The following is a 21,375-nucleotide window of genomic DNA, read 5'->3' on the forward strand; positions in this document are numbered from 1 at the left end:
AAGTATCGCATTCAAAAACTTTAAGAATCAATATCTACCAAGCCAATTTTTCGCGCAGAGAGCGCTGTTTGCCACTGCTGATAGCGTACAGCTTGCTTATCCACTGGTTCATCCTCATGTGTCAAATCAGCATCACTAAGCAGCTGTACAATAAGACCATCTTTTGCATGAGCGGCGATTTGATCAAGTTTGCGTAGCGTACCTCGGTCAGGCAGCGCTTTGCTATGGATACCTAATAGGACTTGCACAGGGTGCTCGTCTAAGTAGTTTTTTAGCCGTGCCATATCATCACGGTCATCGACAATACCAAAATCCTCAACCTCACTTGATTGTTGAAAACCATGATGACTGCCATCAAGCCCTGACTGCCACCAGTTATCCTGATTTGAAGGATATTCAAGCAAGGCGACCAGTTTCTTGCCTGCACTTACCGCCGCTTTGGGCGCGACAGGTGCGGGTGCTTCCGTAAAGTCATCGGCATCAACCACCTGACGCTGCCAAAAATTTATGATCTTTTGGTAATACGGTTGCTTGATATCCAAGCGCATCTTTTTGCGGCGGAACATCAAGGCACAAAATACCCATGCTATCGCACGCGGGACAATACCGTACATCAGCAAGCTACCGACTAGCAATCCTGCCCACTGCCGCGCCACAGACAATGGCATCGCTTCTGTGACCAACCTGCTTTGTGCAATCGCTGTGCTGTCTGGCACATCAAAACCAACCATGCCTGGTAGCCAGCCGAGTATTTGCGTTAAGCTCACCAGCGCCTGATCAGAGAGTAGGGTCGACTCCCAGCTAAAGCTATACTGACGCACAACCAACAAGAATATAATCGCAAGCAGCATGCCAGTCAACGTCGCAAGCCATAACTGATGGCTAAACCGGCCCAAATACCAGCGCATACCGCTGTGCTGCAATTGGCGCTCATACAGATCGACGGCCGCCTTGGTCACATCGTCTTTACCGCGTATGAGATAGCTGGGACTGACAAAGCTGGCAAACCAACTGGGCGATTGCTGGTCTCGATTGATGAGTGTCATCACCAGCCAGCCACCAAGCATAATGGTATGAAAACCAAGCAAGCAAACCAATACATAAAAGAAGTTCACCACATTGGACTGCAATAGCGTGAACAATCCCAAAAACCCTGAGATACACCACACCACACTCATCACAATCACGAGGCCTTTTATGCGACCCTCAATCTTACCCAGTACCCGCGCAAGCGCCCCATTGCTATCAATGCGTGAGGCCCGTCGATGCAGCTTTTGGATAGGTGTGCCATCCTCGCTCTGTAGCTTTTCCGTGATCAGTAACGGGTCAGTGGCAAAGACGTGCTGATCAGTCTCTAAGGCACGTACCAGCTCGGTCAGTTGGTCTTGGGGTGATAGCATAAGGCGCTGATATCCGTATAAGAACGTCAATATAAGTAATGGAAAGCAAAAAATGCGGGTTTAATCGCTAAAAATTATTGTAGCGTATATAGAATGAGAATAATGTCTATTATTTTTATCATAGCAAACACTCGTAAAATCAGCCAAAATGAATAAACAAACCAACACGTGCTAAGAGCTGTATAAAAAGAGTGAGGGTAGCATATGAATAACGACATGAATAATAAAACCTATCTTATCATCGGCGGAACGGGCGGTATTGGTCAGGCCATGGTCAAGCAGCTGGTACAAGAGTCAGCGGCCGATCAAACTGACGGCGCATCTGCTAAAAGACATAGTACACAAGTATTCGCCACTTATCATCGCAGTGAGCCGAACTTTGAAGCAGAAAATCTACACTGGTTACCCATGAATATCAGTGATGAAGAAAGTATCCAAAAAGCGGCCGACACCATCAAGCAGACAATGGGTCATGTCGATTGGGTAATCAACTGCGTAGGATTATTACATACCAAGACTGCGCAGCCAGAAAAGGCCTTGAGGCAGATTGAAACGGAGTTCTTTTTACAGAACATGCAAATCAATGCACTAGCAAGCTTGCTGATAGCCAAGCATATCAAACCGTTGCTCGCCAAAGCTGAACGCAGCGCTGAGCATCCAGCTATTTTTGCGACCATATCAGCTCGTGTCGGTAGTATCACGGACAATCAACTTGGCGGCTGGTATAGTTATAGAATGAGCAAGGCGGCACTCAATATGGGGATGAAAAACTTGAGTATCGAATGGGGCCGATCACTCAAAGAGGTGTGCGTAGTCGTTATGCAACCGGGTACCGTGAATACCCAACTGTCCGCGCCGTTTCAAGGCAACGTCGCTGAAGGACATCTATTCTCGCCAGCGTATAGCGCCGAGTGTTTATTGGAAGTGCTATCAGGAATGACGGCTGCCCAATCAGGCAGTTTTGTCGATTGGGCAGGAGAGTCGATACCTTGGTAATGATACAAATGATAGGGTGGTTATCTTGTTAAAACACTAATAAGCCATAAATAAGTCCATAAACTCATTCACTGGCGTTTGCTCCAATTTTTCTTGATCGTCACACAGCTCAATGATTTGCTGACACCGACTGTCGATAAAGCGAGTAGCCAAGCTGGCTCGGAACTTTGCCTCAAGTATAGGAATGCCCTCGGCACGGCGGCGTTTATGACCGATAGGATACTCGATGGCGACTTTTTCTGTGCTACTACCATCTTTGAAGAATATTTGAATGGCATTGGCAATAGAGCGCTTACTGGGGTCATGGTAATCTTTTGAATACTGTGCGTCTTCTTCTACCACCATTTTTTCGCGTAGCTCATCGATTGATAAATGCTCTTCGTGATAGTCATCCTCATAGTTCTCCGCCATCAAATCGCCTGTCAATAGTGGCACAGCCACCATATATTGTAAGCAGTGATCCCGATCAGCTGGGTTAGCAAGCGCGCCCTCTTTTGAGATGATGCGAATTGCTGAATCATGCGTGGTTAGGACAATTTTTTCGATCTCATCAATTCGACCTCTCACATGTGGATGCAAAATAACCGCCGCTTCACAAGCAGTCTGCGCATGAAATTCAGCGGGAAAGCTGATTTTAAATAAGATGTTTTCCATCACATAACTGCCAAAGTCACGCTGAAAGGTAAATCGACGCTCGTCTTCAGGTTTGGTTGCAAGATCTTTATTGGTATGGCTAAACAGCACATCATAAAACCCCCATTGCGGTGCGGTTAGTGCGCCAGGGACACCCATTTCACCACGTGCGGTGATATCTACCAGACGTACCGCACGGCTGGTTGCATCACCTGCCGCCCATGATTTTCGGCTGCCCGCGTTGGGTGCATGACGATAGGTGCGCAGTGCCTGACCATCGACGATGGCTTGTGAGATCGCTGCCATGATGCGCTCGCGTGGCAGCTGATAGAGTTTGGCGACCACCGCAGTTGAGGCCAACTTTACCAAGAACACATGATCAAGACCCACACGGTTGAATGAGTTTTCGAGTGCCATGACGCCTTGGATCTCATGCGCCATGATCATCGCCTCAAGCACGGCCCTCATGGTCAGAGATGCTTGCCCTTGGCTGATATTTTTTTGACTGATATAGTCGGCGACCGCCAAGATGCCGCCCAAGTTATCAGACGGATGACCCCACTCAGCAGCGAGCCACGTATCATTATAGTCAAGCCAGCGCACCATACAGCCGATGTCAAAAGCGGCTTTAATGGGGTCTAGTCTATAGGAGGTGCCAGGGACGCGAGCGCCATGCGGCGTTATTTGATCAGGGCAATCAGGCCCCAAATGCTTGGTACACTCAGGGAAGCGCAGTGCCAGTAGTCCGCAGCCGATGGTATCCATGAGACAATGGCGTGCAGTACGCCATGCATCAGTGGGTTTTGGTGACTCGTTATCTATGGAATAATTGAGCACATAATCGGCGATTTTTTGGATTTCATCGTCATATTCTGGACGGATATTGCTCTCTACGGTGGCGTCATTTGTCGTGGACATAGTGGTTCCTCTTCCTTGAGTGTGCTAATTTTTCGCTTTGTTGACCCATGCTCGCAGTCATCCTTTTAAAGCGGTTATCATTCAAAAGTAGCATACTCAATATGGAACAACCAGACTGAATTGTGTTAAGAAGTAAAACTTTGTAGGCCGTTTAAATCATCAAATAGAGCAGACCTAAAATAAACAGCGCTGCTATAATAAACAGCAGGAAGCTTAAAACTTTGGTCGTGGTTGACGCAGTATCCACACTTTCTTTTCTTACTTTTTTTTTCTTAGCAACGTATAGCACCATCTTCACATGCTCGATATTATCTTCAAGATAATGCTCACCTTCAGGTACAAAACCCAAAGACTCATAAAAACTAAGCAGGTAGGCCTGTGCCGAGATAATAATCGGACGCTTTTTACCGTATTTTTTGCGGCAATGAGCAATAGCCTGAGTCATTATTTGGCGTGCTAGGCCGTCACCTCTGTGCTCTGATAACACAAGCACTCTACCGATGGCAGGCATGGCAGTGTGGTTGGTCTTGATCGTAGGGTCGGCGACCGATAGATTGGATTTTAGGGTGTTGAATTCAGGCGGGACAATGCGGCAATAGCCGACCAAGGCAGCGTTTTGATGGGCAATCAGATGCAAGCAGTCAAAGTCGACCTCATCCATATCTTGGTAGGCGCAGTTTTGTTCGACGACAAAAACCTGCGAGCGTGCTTTTAGGATATGGTAAAGGTCAACTGAGGTCAGCTCATCAAAGGTTTTGATAGAAAATTCACAATTCATAATGGTCTAGCTTCTGACGAGTTATTCAAAATATTTGGAGAATACTGCTGCGTTTTATTGTTCACGTATAAAATTACGTCTTTTATCACCAGTTTTTTCATGGCGGATATGAGCGTCTCCATGATTGCGTAATCGGGCTGTTCGTTTTTTACTGGCAAGGATATTATATCTTTTTGAATTTTTCTATTACTGATGCTATCTCCCCAAGAGTATTTATGTGACAAGCCTTTTTTGACGCAGGTTGCAAGATACAACTGATTTGATTTACTTTTTTCAGCATCTTTTAGATGTAAAATTAGATTGTGACTATCATTAGAATAAAAATCATGTTCTTGATAGGTCACTACAAAGGTTTTCCCACCAATAAACACGCAATTACCTGTATCTATATGCTGTTTATCGTAAGCAATATAGGTACTTACCGCATTGTTATCAGCACTGGCGCAAAGATACGGCGTAGTGCCACTATCTGCAATAATATCTCTTGATAAAATGCTTTTAGAGTTATTTACATCAAATATATCAGTGACTTTAAATTCTTTAAATTCTGCTTGCTCAAAATCAATTAATGCTTTTTGTTCTTTAGCTGTTAAAGTGTAGTCTTTAAGTCCTGTCGCCACAAGATAAGAGTTTAGCTTTGACATACGCTCAGCTTCAATATCAGCTATAAAACTATCCATAAATTCAAAATCTGGTTTATTATTTTTAACTGGTAGCTTTATTATTATTTTAATTAGCTTTGCAAGTGTAGGATAGTTTCCATAACCGTCAGAAAAACTGTTTTTAAGAGATTTATTAATAGCTGTTACGCCATATAAAGAAATCAAATTGCTCTCATCATTTTTTGCTTTTAACGAAAAAATATTTTGGCTTGCATACCATTCTTGCTTTCTAATTTGTGCAACAATAGCTCCAATCTGACTTACAGATATAATGTTTTTAGGATTAGGTTTAATATTCAACTCATTTACATAGCCTTTTATTCCATTATTCACCCTAGTTCTGCCTACAAATTCAATTAAACCTTTTTTTTTCTCCTTAATAATATCCAATTTACCTTCATCAAAGCTTTTGACAGTGCTGACCGTAAATAAATCACCAATTTTAAACTCACCCCACTCAACATTATCTAATTGCTCGTTAAGTGAGGTATCTACTTTCCCGGTGCATCATCCTCGTTTTGTTGCTTGATAATATTGCTCACTTCCCACGCTAGATAATCGCTGACCGTTTTTTTGAAGTCTTGCAAAGTAGGCTTAGTATCTATAGGAGCGGATTGATTCCAATCTGCACCATTATTGGGGTCAACTGTACCTTCATAATACTCTTGCTCAGTAAAGATATTGAGTTGGCTTTTACCAAAACGGACGAGGTTGACAAGCTCTTCATAACGCTCTTTTGCTTGATTGGTATCTTTTAAGTTATTGCTCGCCTTTTTACGATTGGTGCGCGTGTAACCATCGTTTGAGAAATCAATAAACTTGACTGGCTCATCTTTGTGATGCGGTTCATTGACTTTGAACACGTAGATATTAGTTTGTACGCTGGCTTTACCTATAAATATATCTATTGGCATTTTGATGCTGGCGATGAGCGTATGCTTGGCTAGTATCTTCTTTGTATAAGTTATAGCTTTACCTGAGCCTGCTGAGTTTTGAATAATGATAGCCGCGTAGCCCTTATTCATCATGCCAAGTGCACGCTCTACAAAGTTCATACCATTGCCATTTGCCGAGTAGGGCGGATTGAGTACAAACGCATCAGCAGGGAATTTGTCCTCGGTCTTACCAAAGCCATAATTACCATCAAAATCAGCTAATGAATCCATATTTAAGATATTGGAGCTACCGTCACCCATTAGGATCATATTAAGAATAGCGAGCATGTACACGCTTGATAATAATTCTAACCCTAGCAATTGTTCCGCTTTAATTACGATTTCTTTTTGCGCCAGCTCATCAGGTGAAGTAATAGTGCGCTTAGCGTCGTCTAGCATCTCGTTCATGGCAGCAACTAGTAGACCTGCTGAACCCGTAGCAAAATCCCACACATAAGAATCTTTATTGACGCGAGCCAGCTTGACCAATAGATTTGCTACATAAGACGGTGTAAGTACCACATCATTGAGCTTATCTTGTGAAAAACCAAGCCAGCCATACATCTCATTAAATAGCTTACCTGTAAAGTCAGTGGTTAAGCCAATTTTATAATATATGCCTAAGTCATCGACAATTTTAGTAAACACTCGCTTGAGCTGGCTTTCACCATTGATGACTTTATTAATATTTTCTGTGGTTAAAGTATTCTCTAATGTTCTAACAATCAGATCTTTCTTTTCCTTAGGTATCTTTTTTTCATTCAAAAAAGCCTTTATCTTTCTTAGGATGATGTCACCATCACGACTACCTTCTTCGATAGAAGACTTTAAATCAGACTTTTCAAGTGGAGTGACTTTTCCTGGTATGCCGAGCGTTGCGATGATTGAAGCTGCAACCAAATAAACGCGGTCATTTTCACCTAAGCCTTTTTCATTTTGATAAATATCATTATTAAGTCGGACTAAACTCGTATCAATCTCTTTTTCTCTTTGAGCCTTTAATTTATCAATTTCTACTTGCGATAGGGTCAGTGTTTTTACTTTTTCTATGAAACTATCAAAATTTTGCGGTGCTAAAAACGATAGATCCGAAAACTCTCCAACTTTTTGGCCTGCGCCAAGATTGCTTTTTGAGACATAGTAGACCCCAATTTCATGCTGTATCTCTCCACCTTCATCTTTATAGCCCGTCATACCAATAGCAATAATATCGGTGTAACTGGTATGATGTAATAAGGCGTTAGCATAATGTACTGCGCCATTCACTGCGAATGAGTTAATATTCTTAAAATTTGGCTGGTTTTTAGCAGTTTGATTTTCAACTTGACCGTCAGTGTTGAGTTTTTCTAGTTTCCCTTTATAACCTTTATACTCAATAAGTATTGGAAAATAATTCAAATTTTTATCTTGTAATAGCAGCTTAGCATCAGGACGATTTGCACCTGTTCCACCATTTTTAGTGAAGTAATCAGACAGCGCCTTTTCTATCTCAGTGTTTAAAAACTCTTGCTCTAATTTATAGTCTAATTTGTAGGTCTTGAGCCAACCATTCGCTAAATCTGCAATATTGGGTTCTATCGATTGTGCCATTACTCACTATTCCTTAATATGGATATAATCTTCTGATACTCTAAAGAGGGTATGTAAAAGCGCTCTATAATACTATTATTTCATTACTTATCAACTGTTGATGGTTTGGCTGATTTTGTCTAAATTTAAGCTATCAGACATGGCACTAAATATTTCAAAGTATTTGCCGCGTTGGGCATAAAGTACCTCATGTGTACCTGTCTCAACCACTTCGCCATTTTCTATGACCACCAGATCATCGGCATCGATGATTTGCGCGATATTGTGCGAGACCATAATCACGGTACGGTCTTTTTTGATCAGATCTAGGCTCTTTTTTACTTGTTGACTGGCGATAGCGTCGAGGCTGGCGGTCGGCTCATCCAAAAACACAATGGGCGGATCTTTTAAAAACATCCTTGCCAGCGCGATACGCTGCTGCTGACCGCCTGATAAAGATTTGGCCGTACTCTCGTAACCCTCTGCTAGCGACATGATTTGCTCGTGTATAGAGGCTTTTTTTGCAGCAACGATGATGTCATCGTTGCTGGCATTCATATCGCCGTAGCGGATATTTTCACTGATTGTCCCTGAAAAAATATGATTGCTCTGTAATACCAAGCCGATACGCTGACGCAGCTCATGGGTGTCACAATCGGTCAAATCATGCCCATCCAAGCATATCGTGCCAGCGTCTGGCGCGTAGAATTTAACCAATAGGTTGATGATAGTGCTTTTGCCAGCACCAGAGAGACCAACCAGTGCCGTGATACGGTTGGGCTTGATAGTGAAGCTAACGTCTTTGAGCGCTTGTGTGCCGTTTGGATAAGTGAAATCGACGTTTTTAAGTTCAATATGGCCTTTTAGGTTGTCGCTACTGATACCAGCGATGCTCTCAACTTGGCTGTCATCTTCTAAAATATCAAAAAACCCTTCGGCATAGGTCAATGCATTATTTATCTGGTCGTAGATGCGGTGTAATTGACGGATAGGGGCGGCAACGTTTTGGAACAGCATGACATGAAACAAAATCATACCAATGGTCATCTCACCTTGTAGGACAAAATAAGCGGTGAGCAAGATAATAACTACCACACCAATCTGCTCGATAAAGGTTTTGATGGCATCATAAACAAACCCAATACTGCGAATACGCAGCTGATTATCAGTCATTTCCTTTTGAATGGCTAAGTGCTTCTCAGCCTCAATGGACTCACGGACGAAGGATTTCACCACGCTGATCGAATTAATCAAAGAGATCACCAAACCGCTTTTGGCTTCTCGAAACCCACGCATCTGCCGACGAAAACCTTGTAGGCGCTTGGCTTGTTTTTGACTGATAAAAAAGTAAATGGGAATAATAATAAGACCGACCAAGCCTATCCAAAAATTGGTCGAAAACATAATGATAAGCGCCACGATCGCATTGGCAAACAGCGGTAGCATATCGATAAAAAAGTTCTGTACCAGACTGGTTAAGCTGCTAACCCCATAGTCAATACGGGTTTGCAACTTGCCACTGTCGTTTTCACTACTGGTATAAAATGCCATCCGATAGGTCAAGATGCGCTCAATGATTTTTTGCGATAAATCACGTGATAGACTGATACGAATCTTTTCGCCGAAGAAGCGTTGCCCAAACGAGATGAATATCGATAATATCTCTTTGGTTAAGAGTACCGCACTGATAATGGTCAGCATGCGCACGCCAGCTTCCCAAGGCTCAGCGAGGGTAGCGACTTCGGTCAAGGTATCAACGGCATAACGTAGTACAAAGGCATTAACTTGCGCGGTAAAGGAGCCTAGAGCAGTCAGCGCTAAGGTGGCGATGATAAGCAAGCGATAAGGCTTAGCAAATACCGCCAGTTTTTTGAGGATATCCCACAGCAGCGCCCGCCGTTCTTTTTTCTCGACTGGCGGTTTTTTGTCTAACTGTGCGCGGCGTGGTTGGGGAGATGTCGGCATAAAACTCTATCACAAATTAAAGCAAGCCATGACGACGCTTAAAACGCATCCGAAGGCACAAAAACTTCACCAACCATGATACGCCTTGCTGAACGACTCATCGACACTTTTTTGGCTTGCCAGCGCCCATCGACCAACTCAGTCTTACCACCGACGAGCAATGCCCCTGATGGATGACCAAAACGTACCTCTGTCAGCTCGCCACCACCAGCAGCTTTGTTAACAAGCGTGCCTTGCGTGGTCGCGGCAGCGGCAATAGCGACTGCTGCTGTCCCCATCATGGCGTGATGCAGTTGGCCCATACTCATGGCACGTACGACTAAATCAATCTCGCTTGCATCGACCGACTTACCACTAGAGGCCGTATAACTTTGTGCTGCACCTACCCAAGCGATTTTGGGAATATGCTGGCTAGTCTGTGCTTCAGAGATATCTTGGAACAATCCCATCGCTACGCCGCCTGTAGCACGGATTTTCTCAAGCTTGGCGAGTAGATCACCATCGCTATTGATGTCGCCTTGCAACTCAGTACCGGTAAAACCCAGATCTTCTGCGTTCATAAATATGGTCGGGATACCAGCGCTGATAAAGGTGGCTTTGACGCTGTCAGAATTTAGACCACAGCCCGTCACATCGAAATCATCGACCAAGTTACCAGTAGGGAACATGTCGCTGGTGGCATCTACAGGATCGATAAACTCAATTTTGACTTCAGCCGCTGGGAAGGTCACACCGTCTAATTCAAAGTCGCCCGTCTCTTGAACCTGTACTTTGTCATTTGCATCTTTATAGAGGGGCACATGGGCAATAATCGTTTTACCGATATTTTCTTGCCAAATGCGTACTTCACAAATGCCGCTATCTGCATGCTCATCGATGCTATTAGCAATCTTGTCGGCAGCGACTAGTCCCATATTAATGGCACAGGCACCAACGGCTGCAGTTAAGTTGCCACAATTGCCCGCCCAGTCAATCATGGGCTTTGCGATATTAACTTGGCCAAACAGATAATTCACATCGTGATTGGATCTGTCTGAGGCCGATAAGATAACGGTCTTTGAGGTACTAGAGCTGCCATTGCCGAGACCGTCAATTTGCTTACCATAAGGATCAGGGCTACCGATGACCCGTAGCAGAAACTTATCACGTGACTCGCCAGCAACTTGGCAACGCTCAGGTAAATCAGACAATTTAAAGAATGTGCCTTTTGAAGTGCCGCCACGCATATAGGTAGCGGGGACGGATATTTGCGGGGCGAAAGAAGCTTTTGATTGAGAGTTGGTTTGGGTCACTGTATTGAGTCCTTTTTATATTATTATAAGATTGGGTATGGCGTCATCAGCAAGTAAACACGAACGACTAAGAACGCTCATTAATAATGATAGCGACAAGAGATAATCGTCAGATAGTTATCATCGACGGCATATACCAAACGATTGGCGTCGTCGATACGTCTTGACCAAAATCCGGATAGGTTTTCTTTTAGGGGTTCAGGTTTGCCAATGCCTTCAAACGGATTACGCTTACATTCGGTGATGAGTTTGTTAATACGCTTGAGTGTCTTCTTATCTTGTGTTTGCCAGTACAGATAGTCTTTCCACGCAGCGTCTGTCCATGCTAGTTGTTCACTCATTGTTAGACCCTTTGCCTTTGGATGGATTACAGTCTTTGAGCTCAAGCACTTTCAATATCGCTATCCGTATGTTCATTATTATCGCTGCTACCATCACCTTTATCACTATCTTCTGCCGTATCAATTAGCTCACGCGTAACCGTTTTGCCAGCTTTATATTGGGCAATAGAGTCCGCTAAGTGCGCTGCATTGGCAGGAGATTTTAGCAAATAGACGGTTTCCATCAGGCTATTGTAGTAATCAAGCGACATAACGACGGCATCATCGGCATCACGGCGGGTCACGATAGTGGCGTTGGCATCATCGTTTACCGTGTCTAGAACAGACTTTAGGTGCTTTCTGGCTTCTGAAAAACTAACGACTCTCATGGCTTACTCCTTTCATGACATTATGTATGACTTGTACAATATATAGTACATATTACGCCATTGGTTAAGTAAACTCAATATTTAGCTACTATCTAGTACTTAGGAGTAAGTGATAAAACTCAGTGTATAGAACGTAAAAGCAAATAAAAGCCGATGTCATATAAGGCTATACAACATCGGCGAATTTTGTACTCTGCTATTTATCACGTTAAAACCTACAGGATAGCCTTAGACAATATCAAGCGTACCTTCGATAAACTCTTTGGCAAAGCGTTGTAGCATACCGCCAGCATTGTACATTTTTACTTCATCAGCCGTATCTAAGCGGCAGATAATAGGTGTCTCAGTGGTACTACCATCGGCACGATGAATGATTAAAGTCATCAACCCGCCAGCCGAGACTTCACCTGTGACATCAAAGGTTTCTGTACCATCGATATTTAACGTATGGCGAGTCGTGCCTTCCTCAAACTGTAAAGGTAGCGCGCCCATGCCAACTAAGTTTTGACGATGAATACGCTCAAAGTCTTCAGCGACAACCGCTTCCACACCAGCGAGACGGACGCCTTTGGCCGCCCAGTCACGGCTTGAGCCTTGACCATAGCCATCACCTGCGATGATGATCAGCGGCTGCTCACGGTTCATGTAGGTCTCAATCGCCTCCCACATACGCATGACTTGACCTTCTGGCTCAACACGCGCCAGTGAGCCTTGGATAACTTCACCATCTTCATCGCGTACCATCTCGTTCAATAGTTTAGGGTTGGCAAAGGTGGCACGTTGCGCGGTTAAATGGTCGCCGCGATGGGTCGCGTATGAGTTATAGTCTTCGGCAGGCAAGCCCATAGTGTCCAAATACTCGCCAGCTGCGGACGTACCAAGAATAGCATTTGATGGCGACATATGATCGGTTGTGATGTTATCACCTAATACGGCAAGCGGACGCATACCTTTTAGTTTGTTCATCGCTGCCATTTGACCTTCCCAATACGGCGGACGGCGAATATACGTGGTCATTTCACGCCAGTCGTACAATGGGCTTAACGCCTTGCCCGTATCCTTTTTGGCTTCATCAAACATTGGGATATATACGGCATTAAACTGCTCAGGCTTAACAGCAGAAGCAACAATGGCATCCACTTCTTCATCATCAAACCAGATGTCTTTTAGATACACATCATTGCCGTCTTGGTCTTTGCCCAATGAGTCTTTTTCGATATCAAAACGAATGTTACCAGCGATGGCATAAGCGATAACCAGTGGCGGCGATGCCAAAAATGCTTGCTTGGCATACGGATGGATACGACCATCAAAGTTACGGTTACCTGATAGCACTGCCGTAGTGAACAAATCATTGTCGATGATTTCTTTTTCGATGTCAGGATCAAGTGCACCGCTCATGCCGTTACACGTCGTACAGGCAAAGCCAACCACGTCAAAGCCAATCTCTTGCAACTCTGGCATCAGGCCTGCTTCTTCTAAGTACATCTTGACCGTTTTTGATCCGGGTGCGAGTGATGACTTAACCCACGGTTTACGCAATAGTCCTTTGGCATTCGCGTTACGGGCGACAAGACCTGCGGCAACCATGTTGCGAGGGTTTGAGGTATTGGTACAGCTGGTAATCGCCGCGATAATCACTGCGCCATCTGGCATGAGACCATCTTTTGGTTCAGGGAGTTTTTGATCAGGCGCGTGGGCGATGCCTTTGGCCACCAAATCATCAGTAGATACACGCGCATGGGGACGCGACGGGCCTGCCATGTTACGACCGACTGATGATAAATCAAACTCAAGGACGCGTGCATATTCGGCTTTTTCCATGCCATCAGCCCATAGACCTGTCTGCTTAGCATACTGCTCAACCAGTTTAATCTGTTCCTCAGAACGACCCGTCAGACGCAGATAGTCAATGGTTTGCTCATCGATATAGAACATCGCAGCAGTGGCGCCATATTCAGGCGTCATGTTTGAGATAGAGGCGCGGTCACCGACACTTAGCTGGCGTGCACCGTCACCGAAGAATTCGATATAAGTAGAGACCACGCCTGCATCACGTAAGAACTCAGTCATCGCCAGTACGAGATCCGTACCAGTGATGCCTTTTTGCAGTTTGCCTGTTAATTTAACACCCACATAATCAGGCAGGCGCATATAAGAAGGGTTACCCAGCATCACGCTTTCGGCTTCTAGACCGCCAACACCGATTGAGATAACGCCTAGCGCATCCACCATCGGCGTGTGACTATCCGTACCGACCAACGTATCGGCAAACGCGACTTCTTCACCCGCTTTATTGTGTACGACTTGTACGACAGGTGACATTTTCTCTAGGTTAATCTGATGCATGATGCCGTTACCCGGTGGTACGACGTTGACATTGTCAAAGGCATACTGGCACCAGTTGATAAAGTGAAAACGGTCATCGTTGCGGCGCTCTTCAATCGCGCGGTTTTTCTCAAAGGCGTCGTCTTCGAAGCCTGCGTGCTCAACGGCCAATGAATGGTCAACAATAAGCTGAGTCGGCACGATAGGGTTTACTTTAGAAGGATCACCGCCTTGCTCAGCAATGGCATCACGCAAGCCTGCCAAATCAACAAAGGCCGTCTGACCCAAGATATCATGACAAACGACGCGGGCAGGGTACCACGGAAAATCAAGATCTTGCTTGCCTTCGATATGCTGCTTTAGTGCTGCCGTTAAATCCTCTGGTGGGCAACGGCGTACGAGGTTTTCACACAATACTTTTGAGCAAAATGGTAGCTTGTCATAAGCACCTTCCTCGATACGCTCGACCGCTTCGCGGGTGTCAAAGTAGTAAAGGTCAGTATCAGGAAGCTGTTTTTTGAATTCGTCATTCATGGGTTGTACGAGGGCGTTGTCCATAAGTCACCTTTGGCGGTTGGCTAATTATAATAAGTAGTTAAACGTCGATATTAGATAAAAATTCATTCCTTTAGCAAAATCATCGTTCGTTATTGCAGGCTTTGCTAAAGAATCGATATTGAAAGTTAAGATGGCATGATCTATAAAAAAAATAGCGTATGACGATCAAACCTAAAAATATAATAGCTAGGCTCAATCGACATACCTGTATCAGCTAGCACTGCCGCTAGCTGATAATAAGTACGTAACAATAGCTACTTAAAAGAAATCAACTTAACGCGCACTCATCTCTGGTACTGGACGCAGCTCTTCACCGGTATATTCAGCACTTGGGCGAATGATACGGTTGTTAGCACGTTGCTCAAACACGTGAGCGGCCCAGCCAGTCAAGCGTGAGCAGACAAAGATAGGTGTGAATAGTTTGGTCGGGATACCCATAAAGTGATAGGCTGACGCATGGAAAAAATCAGCATTGGCAAACAATTTTTTCTCGCGCCACATCACGTCTTCAACACGCACAGATACAGGGTAGAGCACCTCGTCACCAACATCAGCAGCCAGTTTTTCAGACCACTGTTTGATGACGACGTTACGTGGATCTGATTCGCTATAGATGGCATGACCAAAGCCCATGATTTTATCTTTACGTGCCAGCATGGCCATCATCTCTGTCTCGGCTTCGTCAGCTGAGCTAAAGCCCTCAATCATATCCATCGCCGCTTCATTCGCGCCGCCATGCAATGGACCACGTAGTGAACCGATTGCGCCAGTGATACAAGAATGGATGTCAGATAAAGTAGACGCACAGACACGCGCAGTAAAGGTTGATGCGTTGAACTCATGCTCTGCATAAAGGATAAGCGACACGTTCATGACCTTTTCGTGTAGCTCGTTTGGCTTTTCGCCTTTGAGCAGATGCAAGAAATGACCGCCGATGGTCGCATCATCCGTCTCAGTCTCGATACGCACGTTGTCATGGCTAAAGCGATACCAGTAGTTAATGATAGATGGGAAAGCTGCCAGCATACGGTCGGTTTTATCGTTTTGCTCAGCGAAGTCCGTTTCGCTCTCAAGGTTGCCAAGCATAGAGCAGCCTGTACGTAACACATCCATTGGATGCGCCTCGCTTGGGATACGTTCAAGCACGTCTTTTAATGCTTGTGGTAGGCCGCGAAGGCTTTTGAGCTTGCCCTGATAAGCATCAAGCTCGCTTTGCGTAGGTAAATTACCGTATAGCAGTAAATACGCGACTTCTTCAAAGATGCATTTATCCGCCAGCTCTGATACATCATAGCCGCGATAGGTCAGACCAGAGCCCGATTTGCCAACGGTTGATAATGCTGTCTTGCCAGCAACTTGTCCGCGAAGTCCTGCGCCTGACAATACTTTTGTTGATTGGTTTTGTGCTGCCATGTTTACATTCCTTTTGTGGGTAGCGTTTTATAAGTTATTACAGTGAAAAATGCTGCTTATTATGGTTATTTATTATCTGCAAACAGCTTGTCTAAGGTTTGCTCAAACTCGTGATAGTTTAAGAAATCATAAAGCTCCATGCGTGTCTGCATGGTATCGACGACTTTTTCTTGCGTGCCGTCATCTAATAGATGTTGATAGACATTCAGTGCCGCTTTATTCATGGCGCGAAAGGCAGACAGCGGGTAGAGCACCATATCAACGCCCACACCATGCAGCTGATCAGTAGTGTACAGATCAGTCTGACCAAATTCGGTCATGTTAGCGAGCAATGGAATATCGAGTACGTCGGTAAACTTGTGGTACATCTCGATATCGGTCAGCGCTTCTGCAAAAATCATGTCTGCGCCCGCTTCTTGGAAAGCAACGGCACGCTCGACAGCAGCATCTAAGCCTTCGACCGATAGCGCATCAGTACGAGCCATCACCACAAAATCAGGATCTGTTTTGGCATCCAATGCCGCTTTTAGGCGATCGACCATTTCTGAGATACTGACGATTTCTTTGTTAGGACGATGACCACAGCGCTTTTGCGCCACTTGGTCTTCGATGTGTACCGCTGCCACGCCTGCCTTTTCCATTTTTCTGATAGTTTGGGCAATGTTAAACGCGCCGCCAAAACCCGTATCGATATCAACCAATAATGGCGTATCGACTGCATCCGTAATACGGCGAGCGTCTTCTAGCACATTATCAAGGCTGGTCATACCCAAGTCAGGCAAACCAAATGACGCGTTTGCCACGCCGCCACCAGAGAGATACAGCGCTTGGTGACCGACTTGGGTCGCCATCATCGCGGTATAGGCGTTGATCGCGCCTGCAATTTGTAGTGGCTGGTTATTATCATTTTTTTGTTTAAGCGCACTGCGAAAGCGTGCACCTGCTGAGAGTGAGGTCATGTGAGTATCCTTTCATGAGCTTGTATGGATAGAAAATAATCTTATTGTTGTCACTGATTATACCCAATTATCCACGTCTGCAAAGGTTGGCTTGTAGATTATTATTTATTAAATTTAATGATTAATTGTAGTTAATTTAATAGTATTCATAAAATGAATAGCATTATGTATTTTTTAACATTTGGCTAGAGTAAGTATTCATATTACTCAAATTGCCAAATTTTTATACGGTATATTTTTACATTTAGTTACAATTACAATAGATACATGGCTCTACAAATTTCCCTGTTCCACCAAAAAGCCCTAACAGCTGAGCTATTAGGGCTTTATTTATCATGAGCTTAAAAAAGACTAAATTTAAGCAAATAAACCTGCCAAATTGGCTAAGAACAATAAAGCAAATCCTGCCAAGAATACCAAGCCTGCGATAGACAGAGCGTTCATACCTGCTGACAGTTTTTTATGTTTCTTAACCAATGAGTAGTTTAACCAACCAAAAATAGGCGCAGAAACAAACGCGGATATCATGGCAAACTTAAGCATCGCGCCCAATTGTCCCGTGAAGAACGTAATAATCACCAGCCCGCCACCGATAGCGTATGTCGTCCAAAAAGCGATTTGCTTTTTATTGATTTCGCTTTCACCTTTTAGCAAACGCCAGCACTCAGCATTAGCGCGTCCATAGCCGTCAGCACAGGTGATTGTCGTGCCAAACATACACATGAAGGCGACGAAGGCCACCAGCAATCGTGACCATTCACCGATGGTTGTCGTATACATATTGATTAACTGGTTGATATAAGCACCGCCGACCAACTCAATCTCTTGCCCTGAACCATACTGGACAAACACACCAAGCGATAAGAAAAACAAGGCTAGAATCGCTGAAACGGCATAACCAACGTTGAAGTCGAGCAAGCCTTGCTTGTGTGTGGTGTGATCAGCTTTGACTTTGGCAGAGGTCCACATAGAAGTAATTGCGGCAAACTCAATCGGTGCTGGCATCCAGCCCATCAATGCGACGATGAAACCTAATGTCGCTAGGTTCCAAGGAGACACAGCAATAAAATCTGCTGCCATAACCGTGGGCTTGCCAGCAGCAATCACGACCGCAGCAACGGTGGCTGCCGTCAAGGCAATCATAATCCACTTAGTCACGCCATCGAGCAATTTATAATGACCAGCGATCAAAAAGAACCAAGAGACGGCCACGATAATCATCGACAGCACCATCGTCGATAACTCAAGAGAGGCGGGTAGCATAAAGCCCAAAATCACCGCTGCAATTAGCGATACCGCACCCGTACTGATGACCGCTGATAAGATAGAGAGGATAAAATATACCCAAAGATACACCTTTGAGCGTTTGGCGTAGCCTGCAATCAAGCTCTCACCCGTATCGTAAACGTAGTCGGTTGCAAAGCGAAAAAATGGATATTTAAAAACGTTGGCTAAAACAATCATAATCGCCAACTGCCAGCCATATATAGCACCAGCCTGCGTCGATGAAATCAGATGCGAGCCACCGATTGCAGCGGTCGCCATCAAAATACCTGGGCCAAAGATACGCCAACTAAAGCCTTCTTGCTGTTCAGTAACGATATCGTCAGTGGTACTTGGGTTGTTGAGTGGTTGTGTGGACATGAATACCTCGAAATGGTTAAAACGGCAAATCATCACTTACCTGTGTCAGTTTGCCAGTGATCATTAGACAATCGCTTTATACATGCTTTTTTATAAAACGATTAGTCTTGTATCGACTTTAGCACACCAATACGATTCAGGAGAATGATTATTCTATTTATTAACAGTGATAGTTATTACTATTTGTTTGCATTGCCATTCTTTTTGGTTAGCATATTAATCTGATAATATCAAGTATTAGGGCAGATTATTTTTGGCGTTTCTTTATAACACAATATCCACGCAATATCTGGTCATTTAAGGACGTTACACAAATTTTTGTCGCCGGTAGGTGATGCCTCGTTCTTCATAGACCTGATAGATAGCATTCAATAACTCAGAGATACTTGGATGCACAAAATCTTTGAGAGTATGCAAATAAATAGGAGAGGTGACGTTTTCGTGTACCAAACGCTGATAGCTGATTTGTTCTGTACGTACTGTGGTTAAGCTGGCAGGTACAAGCGTGATACCTTCGCCCGCAGCGACTAAGCCTAGAGCTACTTGCAAGTCACTCACCGTGGTAGTCATAAAGGGTGAGATACCGTATTGTGCAAACAAATGTAACAATGGCTCCGTAATCGGCTCGCTAAGTGCAGATTTTTTATTGGTGACACGTCTGGTTTTTGTATTAGTTTCCTGCTTTGCTTTGATGGACTCTGATGTTGGTAGTGTGGTGGCAATCGGCAAATGCGTTTGATGGTATAAAATCAAGCGATTATTTGCCAAATCTATCAATCGCTGCTCCTTTACATGGGCAAGAGGATGCGACTTTGGTAAGGCCACCACGTAGCGCTCATGACGCAGTAATATTTGTTGAATCCATGGATCTTGATGGGCAAAACGCCCAAAACCGATATCAATCTCACCAGATTTGAGTGCCTCCATTTGCTGATAAGAGCTGATATCTTTGAGGTTGACCTCTATATCAGAATTGGACTGCTTGAGCATGGCGATGATTTCAGGGAGTAACCCATATAATACTGACGGCACAAAGCCGATGTTTAGCGCACTACTTGGCGTTGATAAACGCTGGGTCATACTCGTGACGGTCTCGATTTCTGTCAGTATGGTGCTTATCTTATCGTAAAAAAATTCGCCCGCTTCAGTCAGATGTAACGGCCTGTGGTAACGATCGATAAGCACGACATCCATATCGGTCTCAAGCTGTTTAAGCAGGCGGCTCAAACTTGGCTGTGACAGTCCTGTCTTTTCTGCGGCTGCACTAAAGCTGCGCAAATTCGCGACAGCAATAAATGCATTAAGCTGTTTTAAATCCATGTTATTAAGCCTGTTATGGTATATGTTGTCTCTATACAAGCCGTTTTTAATAAGCTTCTACCTCACTACTTAACTTAAGACGAGCTGCGCAAATATTAGCGACCTAAAATAAATTGTGCTTGAAGATAGGGGAGTGAGCAACTATATTGGGGACTAGTGATGCTGTTACATTTTAGCAATAAAAATCACAACTTCATTTTATCAGTCATTTACTGTCAGTAGCATAAACTGGCTTGGTTTTATTTTATGAACGACGAAAAAAAAGACATCGGTACTGATTTTGACGAAGAGTTGTCTCAACTCGTTCAGAAAAAATCGCGTAAGCGTGTCAAAAACAATATTTACGAACGTTTTATCAGTCGAGTCCAAAGCGCTGAAAATGATACCCAAAATGATAATGATGATTCAACATCCTTAAAAACGGCCAGTAAGTTACCTGCTTTTGAGCCTCTAAGCGTAGAAGAGTTGCAACTATTCGAAGATGAAAATAACGATAAAGAGCCAAGATTAGAGTTTGCCGACATCGGCACAACAAACGCTACTTTTGATTTTTCAGGTCAAAATGCATCGACACAAAACAAGGTGTCAGATACACGAATGGATAATTATGCTGGTGTTGACCATAACTTAAATAGTGATTTAAGTAAGAATAATGAAGAAAAAAAGCCATCTTCTGTCGTTCTCGATCAAGCGATGCCTTTATCTAACACAACGATCGATGACCCTTTAGATACTAAATCCAACCCATTGGAACCAGATCATAGGGATGCTATAAAACCACAAAAGAAAGCGGCCAGTAGTAAAAAACCGCTCATTATTGGTATGATTTTTGGTTTACTACTTATTGCTATTGTCGTACTTGCCCTTATTTTTACAGGATTTTTATCGACTTCTATTTCTGATACTACTGTTAGCAATGATAGTGGCTTAAATGAGACAGCGCCTGCGGCTACCACTAGCACGCCAGTGGTCGGCGCCGAACCTGTAGTGAATAGCGATGACGATCCATTACCTAATGACGCCAATACGGTCGAGGAGCCGTTAGTGTCAGCACAATCGATTAATGCAGACAATAGCGAACAAAACGTGCCCGCAGCTGAAGTTGAGCCTATAGAACCCTCTCCAGCTCCAGAGAGTGATGCTGCCATTACCTATGAAGACTTTAGGCAAGAGTCACAAACCACGTTGTATCGTGAGACTAACGATTAGAATAGTTAGGTTTAGGCGCATTTTAATTAAAGCAGAGACATATAGTACCTTATACCGTGCCACGGAAAAATAATAGGCGACGGTACA

General features: G+C 44.1%; 15 protein-coding genes and 2 pseudogenes. 2 read left to right on the forward strand and 15 right to left on the reverse strand.

Annotated features, from left to right (window positions below):
* Positions 1-20: 20 nt before the first annotated feature.
* Positions 21-1,400 carry a DUF2868 domain-containing protein gene (locus L0G63_RS04630; RefSeq protein WP_301449578.1) on the reverse strand — a complete coding sequence of 460 codons (1,380 nt, stop codon included), beginning with the start codon at positions 1,398-1,400 and terminating at the stop codon, positions 21-23.
* A gap of 204 nt (positions 1,401-1,604) precedes the next feature.
* Between L0G63_RS04630 and L0G63_RS04635 the strand changes: the two genes are divergently transcribed.
* Entirely contained in the window at positions 1,605-2,396 is a 792-nt protein-coding gene (locus L0G63_RS04635) for an SDR family oxidoreductase (RefSeq protein ID WP_301449579.1), read from the forward strand.
* A gap of 36 nt (positions 2,397-2,432) precedes the next feature.
* Here L0G63_RS04635 and L0G63_RS04640 read toward each other — a convergent pair whose 3' ends face one another.
* The 14 genes and pseudogenes from L0G63_RS04640 to L0G63_RS04705 form a co-directional block, all read right to left on the reverse strand.
* Entirely contained in the window at positions 2,433-3,947 is a 1,515-nt protein-coding gene (locus tag L0G63_RS04640; RefSeq protein WP_301449580.1) for a bifunctional 2-methylcitrate dehydratase/aconitate hydratase, read from the reverse strand.
* Between the two features lie 151 nt (positions 3,948-4,098).
* Positions 4,099-4,725 (reverse strand): GNAT family N-acetyltransferase, encoded by a 627-nt coding sequence (locus L0G63_RS04645; RefSeq protein ID WP_301449581.1) that lies wholly within the window; start codon positions 4,723-4,725, stop codon positions 4,099-4,101.
* Positions 4,722-5,369 carry a restriction endonuclease subunit S gene (locus L0G63_RS04650; RefSeq protein WP_301449592.1) on the reverse strand — a complete coding sequence of 216 codons (648 nt, stop codon included), beginning with the start codon at positions 5,367-5,369 and terminating at the stop codon, positions 4,722-4,724. The genes L0G63_RS04645 and L0G63_RS04650 overlap by 4 nt, the downstream gene beginning before the upstream one ends.
* Positions 5,370-5,840, reverse strand: a pseudogene (locus L0G63_RS04655) (restriction endonuclease subunit S); the annotation flags it as partial.
* Between the two features lie 38 nt (positions 5,841-5,878).
* The gene (locus tag L0G63_RS04660) at positions 5,879-7,912 is read right to left on the reverse strand and encodes a class I SAM-dependent DNA methyltransferase (RefSeq protein WP_301449582.1); all 2,034 of its coding nucleotides are present in this window, start codon (positions 7,910-7,912) and stop codon (positions 5,879-5,881) included.
* A gap of 90 nt (positions 7,913-8,002) precedes the next feature.
* Positions 8,003-9,856, reverse strand: coding sequence for an ABC transporter ATP-binding protein (locus L0G63_RS04665; RefSeq protein WP_301449583.1), 1,854 nt, complete (start codon positions 9,854-9,856; stop codon positions 8,003-8,005).
* A 38-nt stretch (positions 9,857-9,894) separates the two neighbouring features.
* Entirely contained in the window at positions 9,895-11,148 is a 1,254-nt protein-coding gene (prpF, locus tag L0G63_RS04670) for a 2-methylaconitate cis-trans isomerase PrpF (RefSeq protein ID WP_301449584.1), read from the reverse strand.
* A gap of 80 nt (positions 11,149-11,228) precedes the next feature.
* Entirely contained in the window at positions 11,229-11,489 is a 261-nt protein-coding gene (locus tag L0G63_RS04675; RefSeq protein ID WP_037025847.1) for a Txe/YoeB family addiction module toxin, read from the reverse strand.
* Positions 11,490-11,608: 119 nt separating this feature from the next.
* Positions 11,609-11,857 (reverse strand): annotated as a pseudogene (locus L0G63_RS04680) (type II toxin-antitoxin system Phd/YefM family antitoxin); the annotation flags it as partial.
* A gap of 228 nt (positions 11,858-12,085) precedes the next feature.
* Positions 12,086-14,719, reverse strand: a complete 2,634-nt coding sequence (gene acnD, locus L0G63_RS04685; RefSeq protein WP_301449593.1) for a Fe/S-dependent 2-methylisocitrate dehydratase AcnD — start codon at positions 14,717-14,719, stop codon at positions 12,086-12,088.
* 297 nt (positions 14,720-15,016) lie between these two features.
* Positions 15,017-16,156: a 2-methylcitrate synthase gene (gene prpC / locus L0G63_RS04690; RefSeq protein ID WP_301449585.1), complete on the reverse strand. Its 1,140-nt coding sequence runs from the start codon at positions 16,154-16,156 to the stop codon at positions 15,017-15,019.
* A 65-nt stretch (positions 16,157-16,221) separates the two neighbouring features.
* A complete protein-coding gene (gene prpB, locus L0G63_RS04695; protein WP_301449586.1) occupies positions 16,222-17,115 on the reverse strand; it encodes a methylisocitrate lyase in 894 nt (297 codons plus the stop codon).
* A gap of 357 nt (positions 17,116-17,472) precedes the next feature.
* Entirely contained in the window at positions 17,473-18,660 is a 1,188-nt protein-coding gene (locus L0G63_RS04700) for an NRAMP family divalent metal transporter (RefSeq protein ID WP_301449594.1), read from the reverse strand.
* 405 nt (positions 18,661-19,065) lie between these two features.
* Complete coding sequence (locus L0G63_RS04705) at positions 19,066-20,079, reverse strand: LysR family transcriptional regulator (RefSeq protein ID WP_301449587.1); 1,014 nt, start codon at positions 20,077-20,079, stop codon at positions 19,066-19,068.
* A gap of 246 nt (positions 20,080-20,325) precedes the next feature.
* Between L0G63_RS04705 and L0G63_RS04710 the strand changes: the two genes are divergently transcribed.
* Positions 20,326-21,288 carry a hypothetical protein gene (locus L0G63_RS04710; protein ID WP_301449588.1) on the forward strand — a complete coding sequence of 321 codons (963 nt, stop codon included), beginning with the start codon at positions 20,326-20,328 and terminating at the stop codon, positions 21,286-21,288.
* Positions 21,289-21,375 lie beyond the last annotated feature (87 nt).

The organism is Psychrobacter sp., assembly GCF_030454045.1.
Taxonomy (GTDB): domain Bacteria; phylum Pseudomonadota; class Gammaproteobacteria; order Pseudomonadales; family Moraxellaceae; genus Psychrobacter.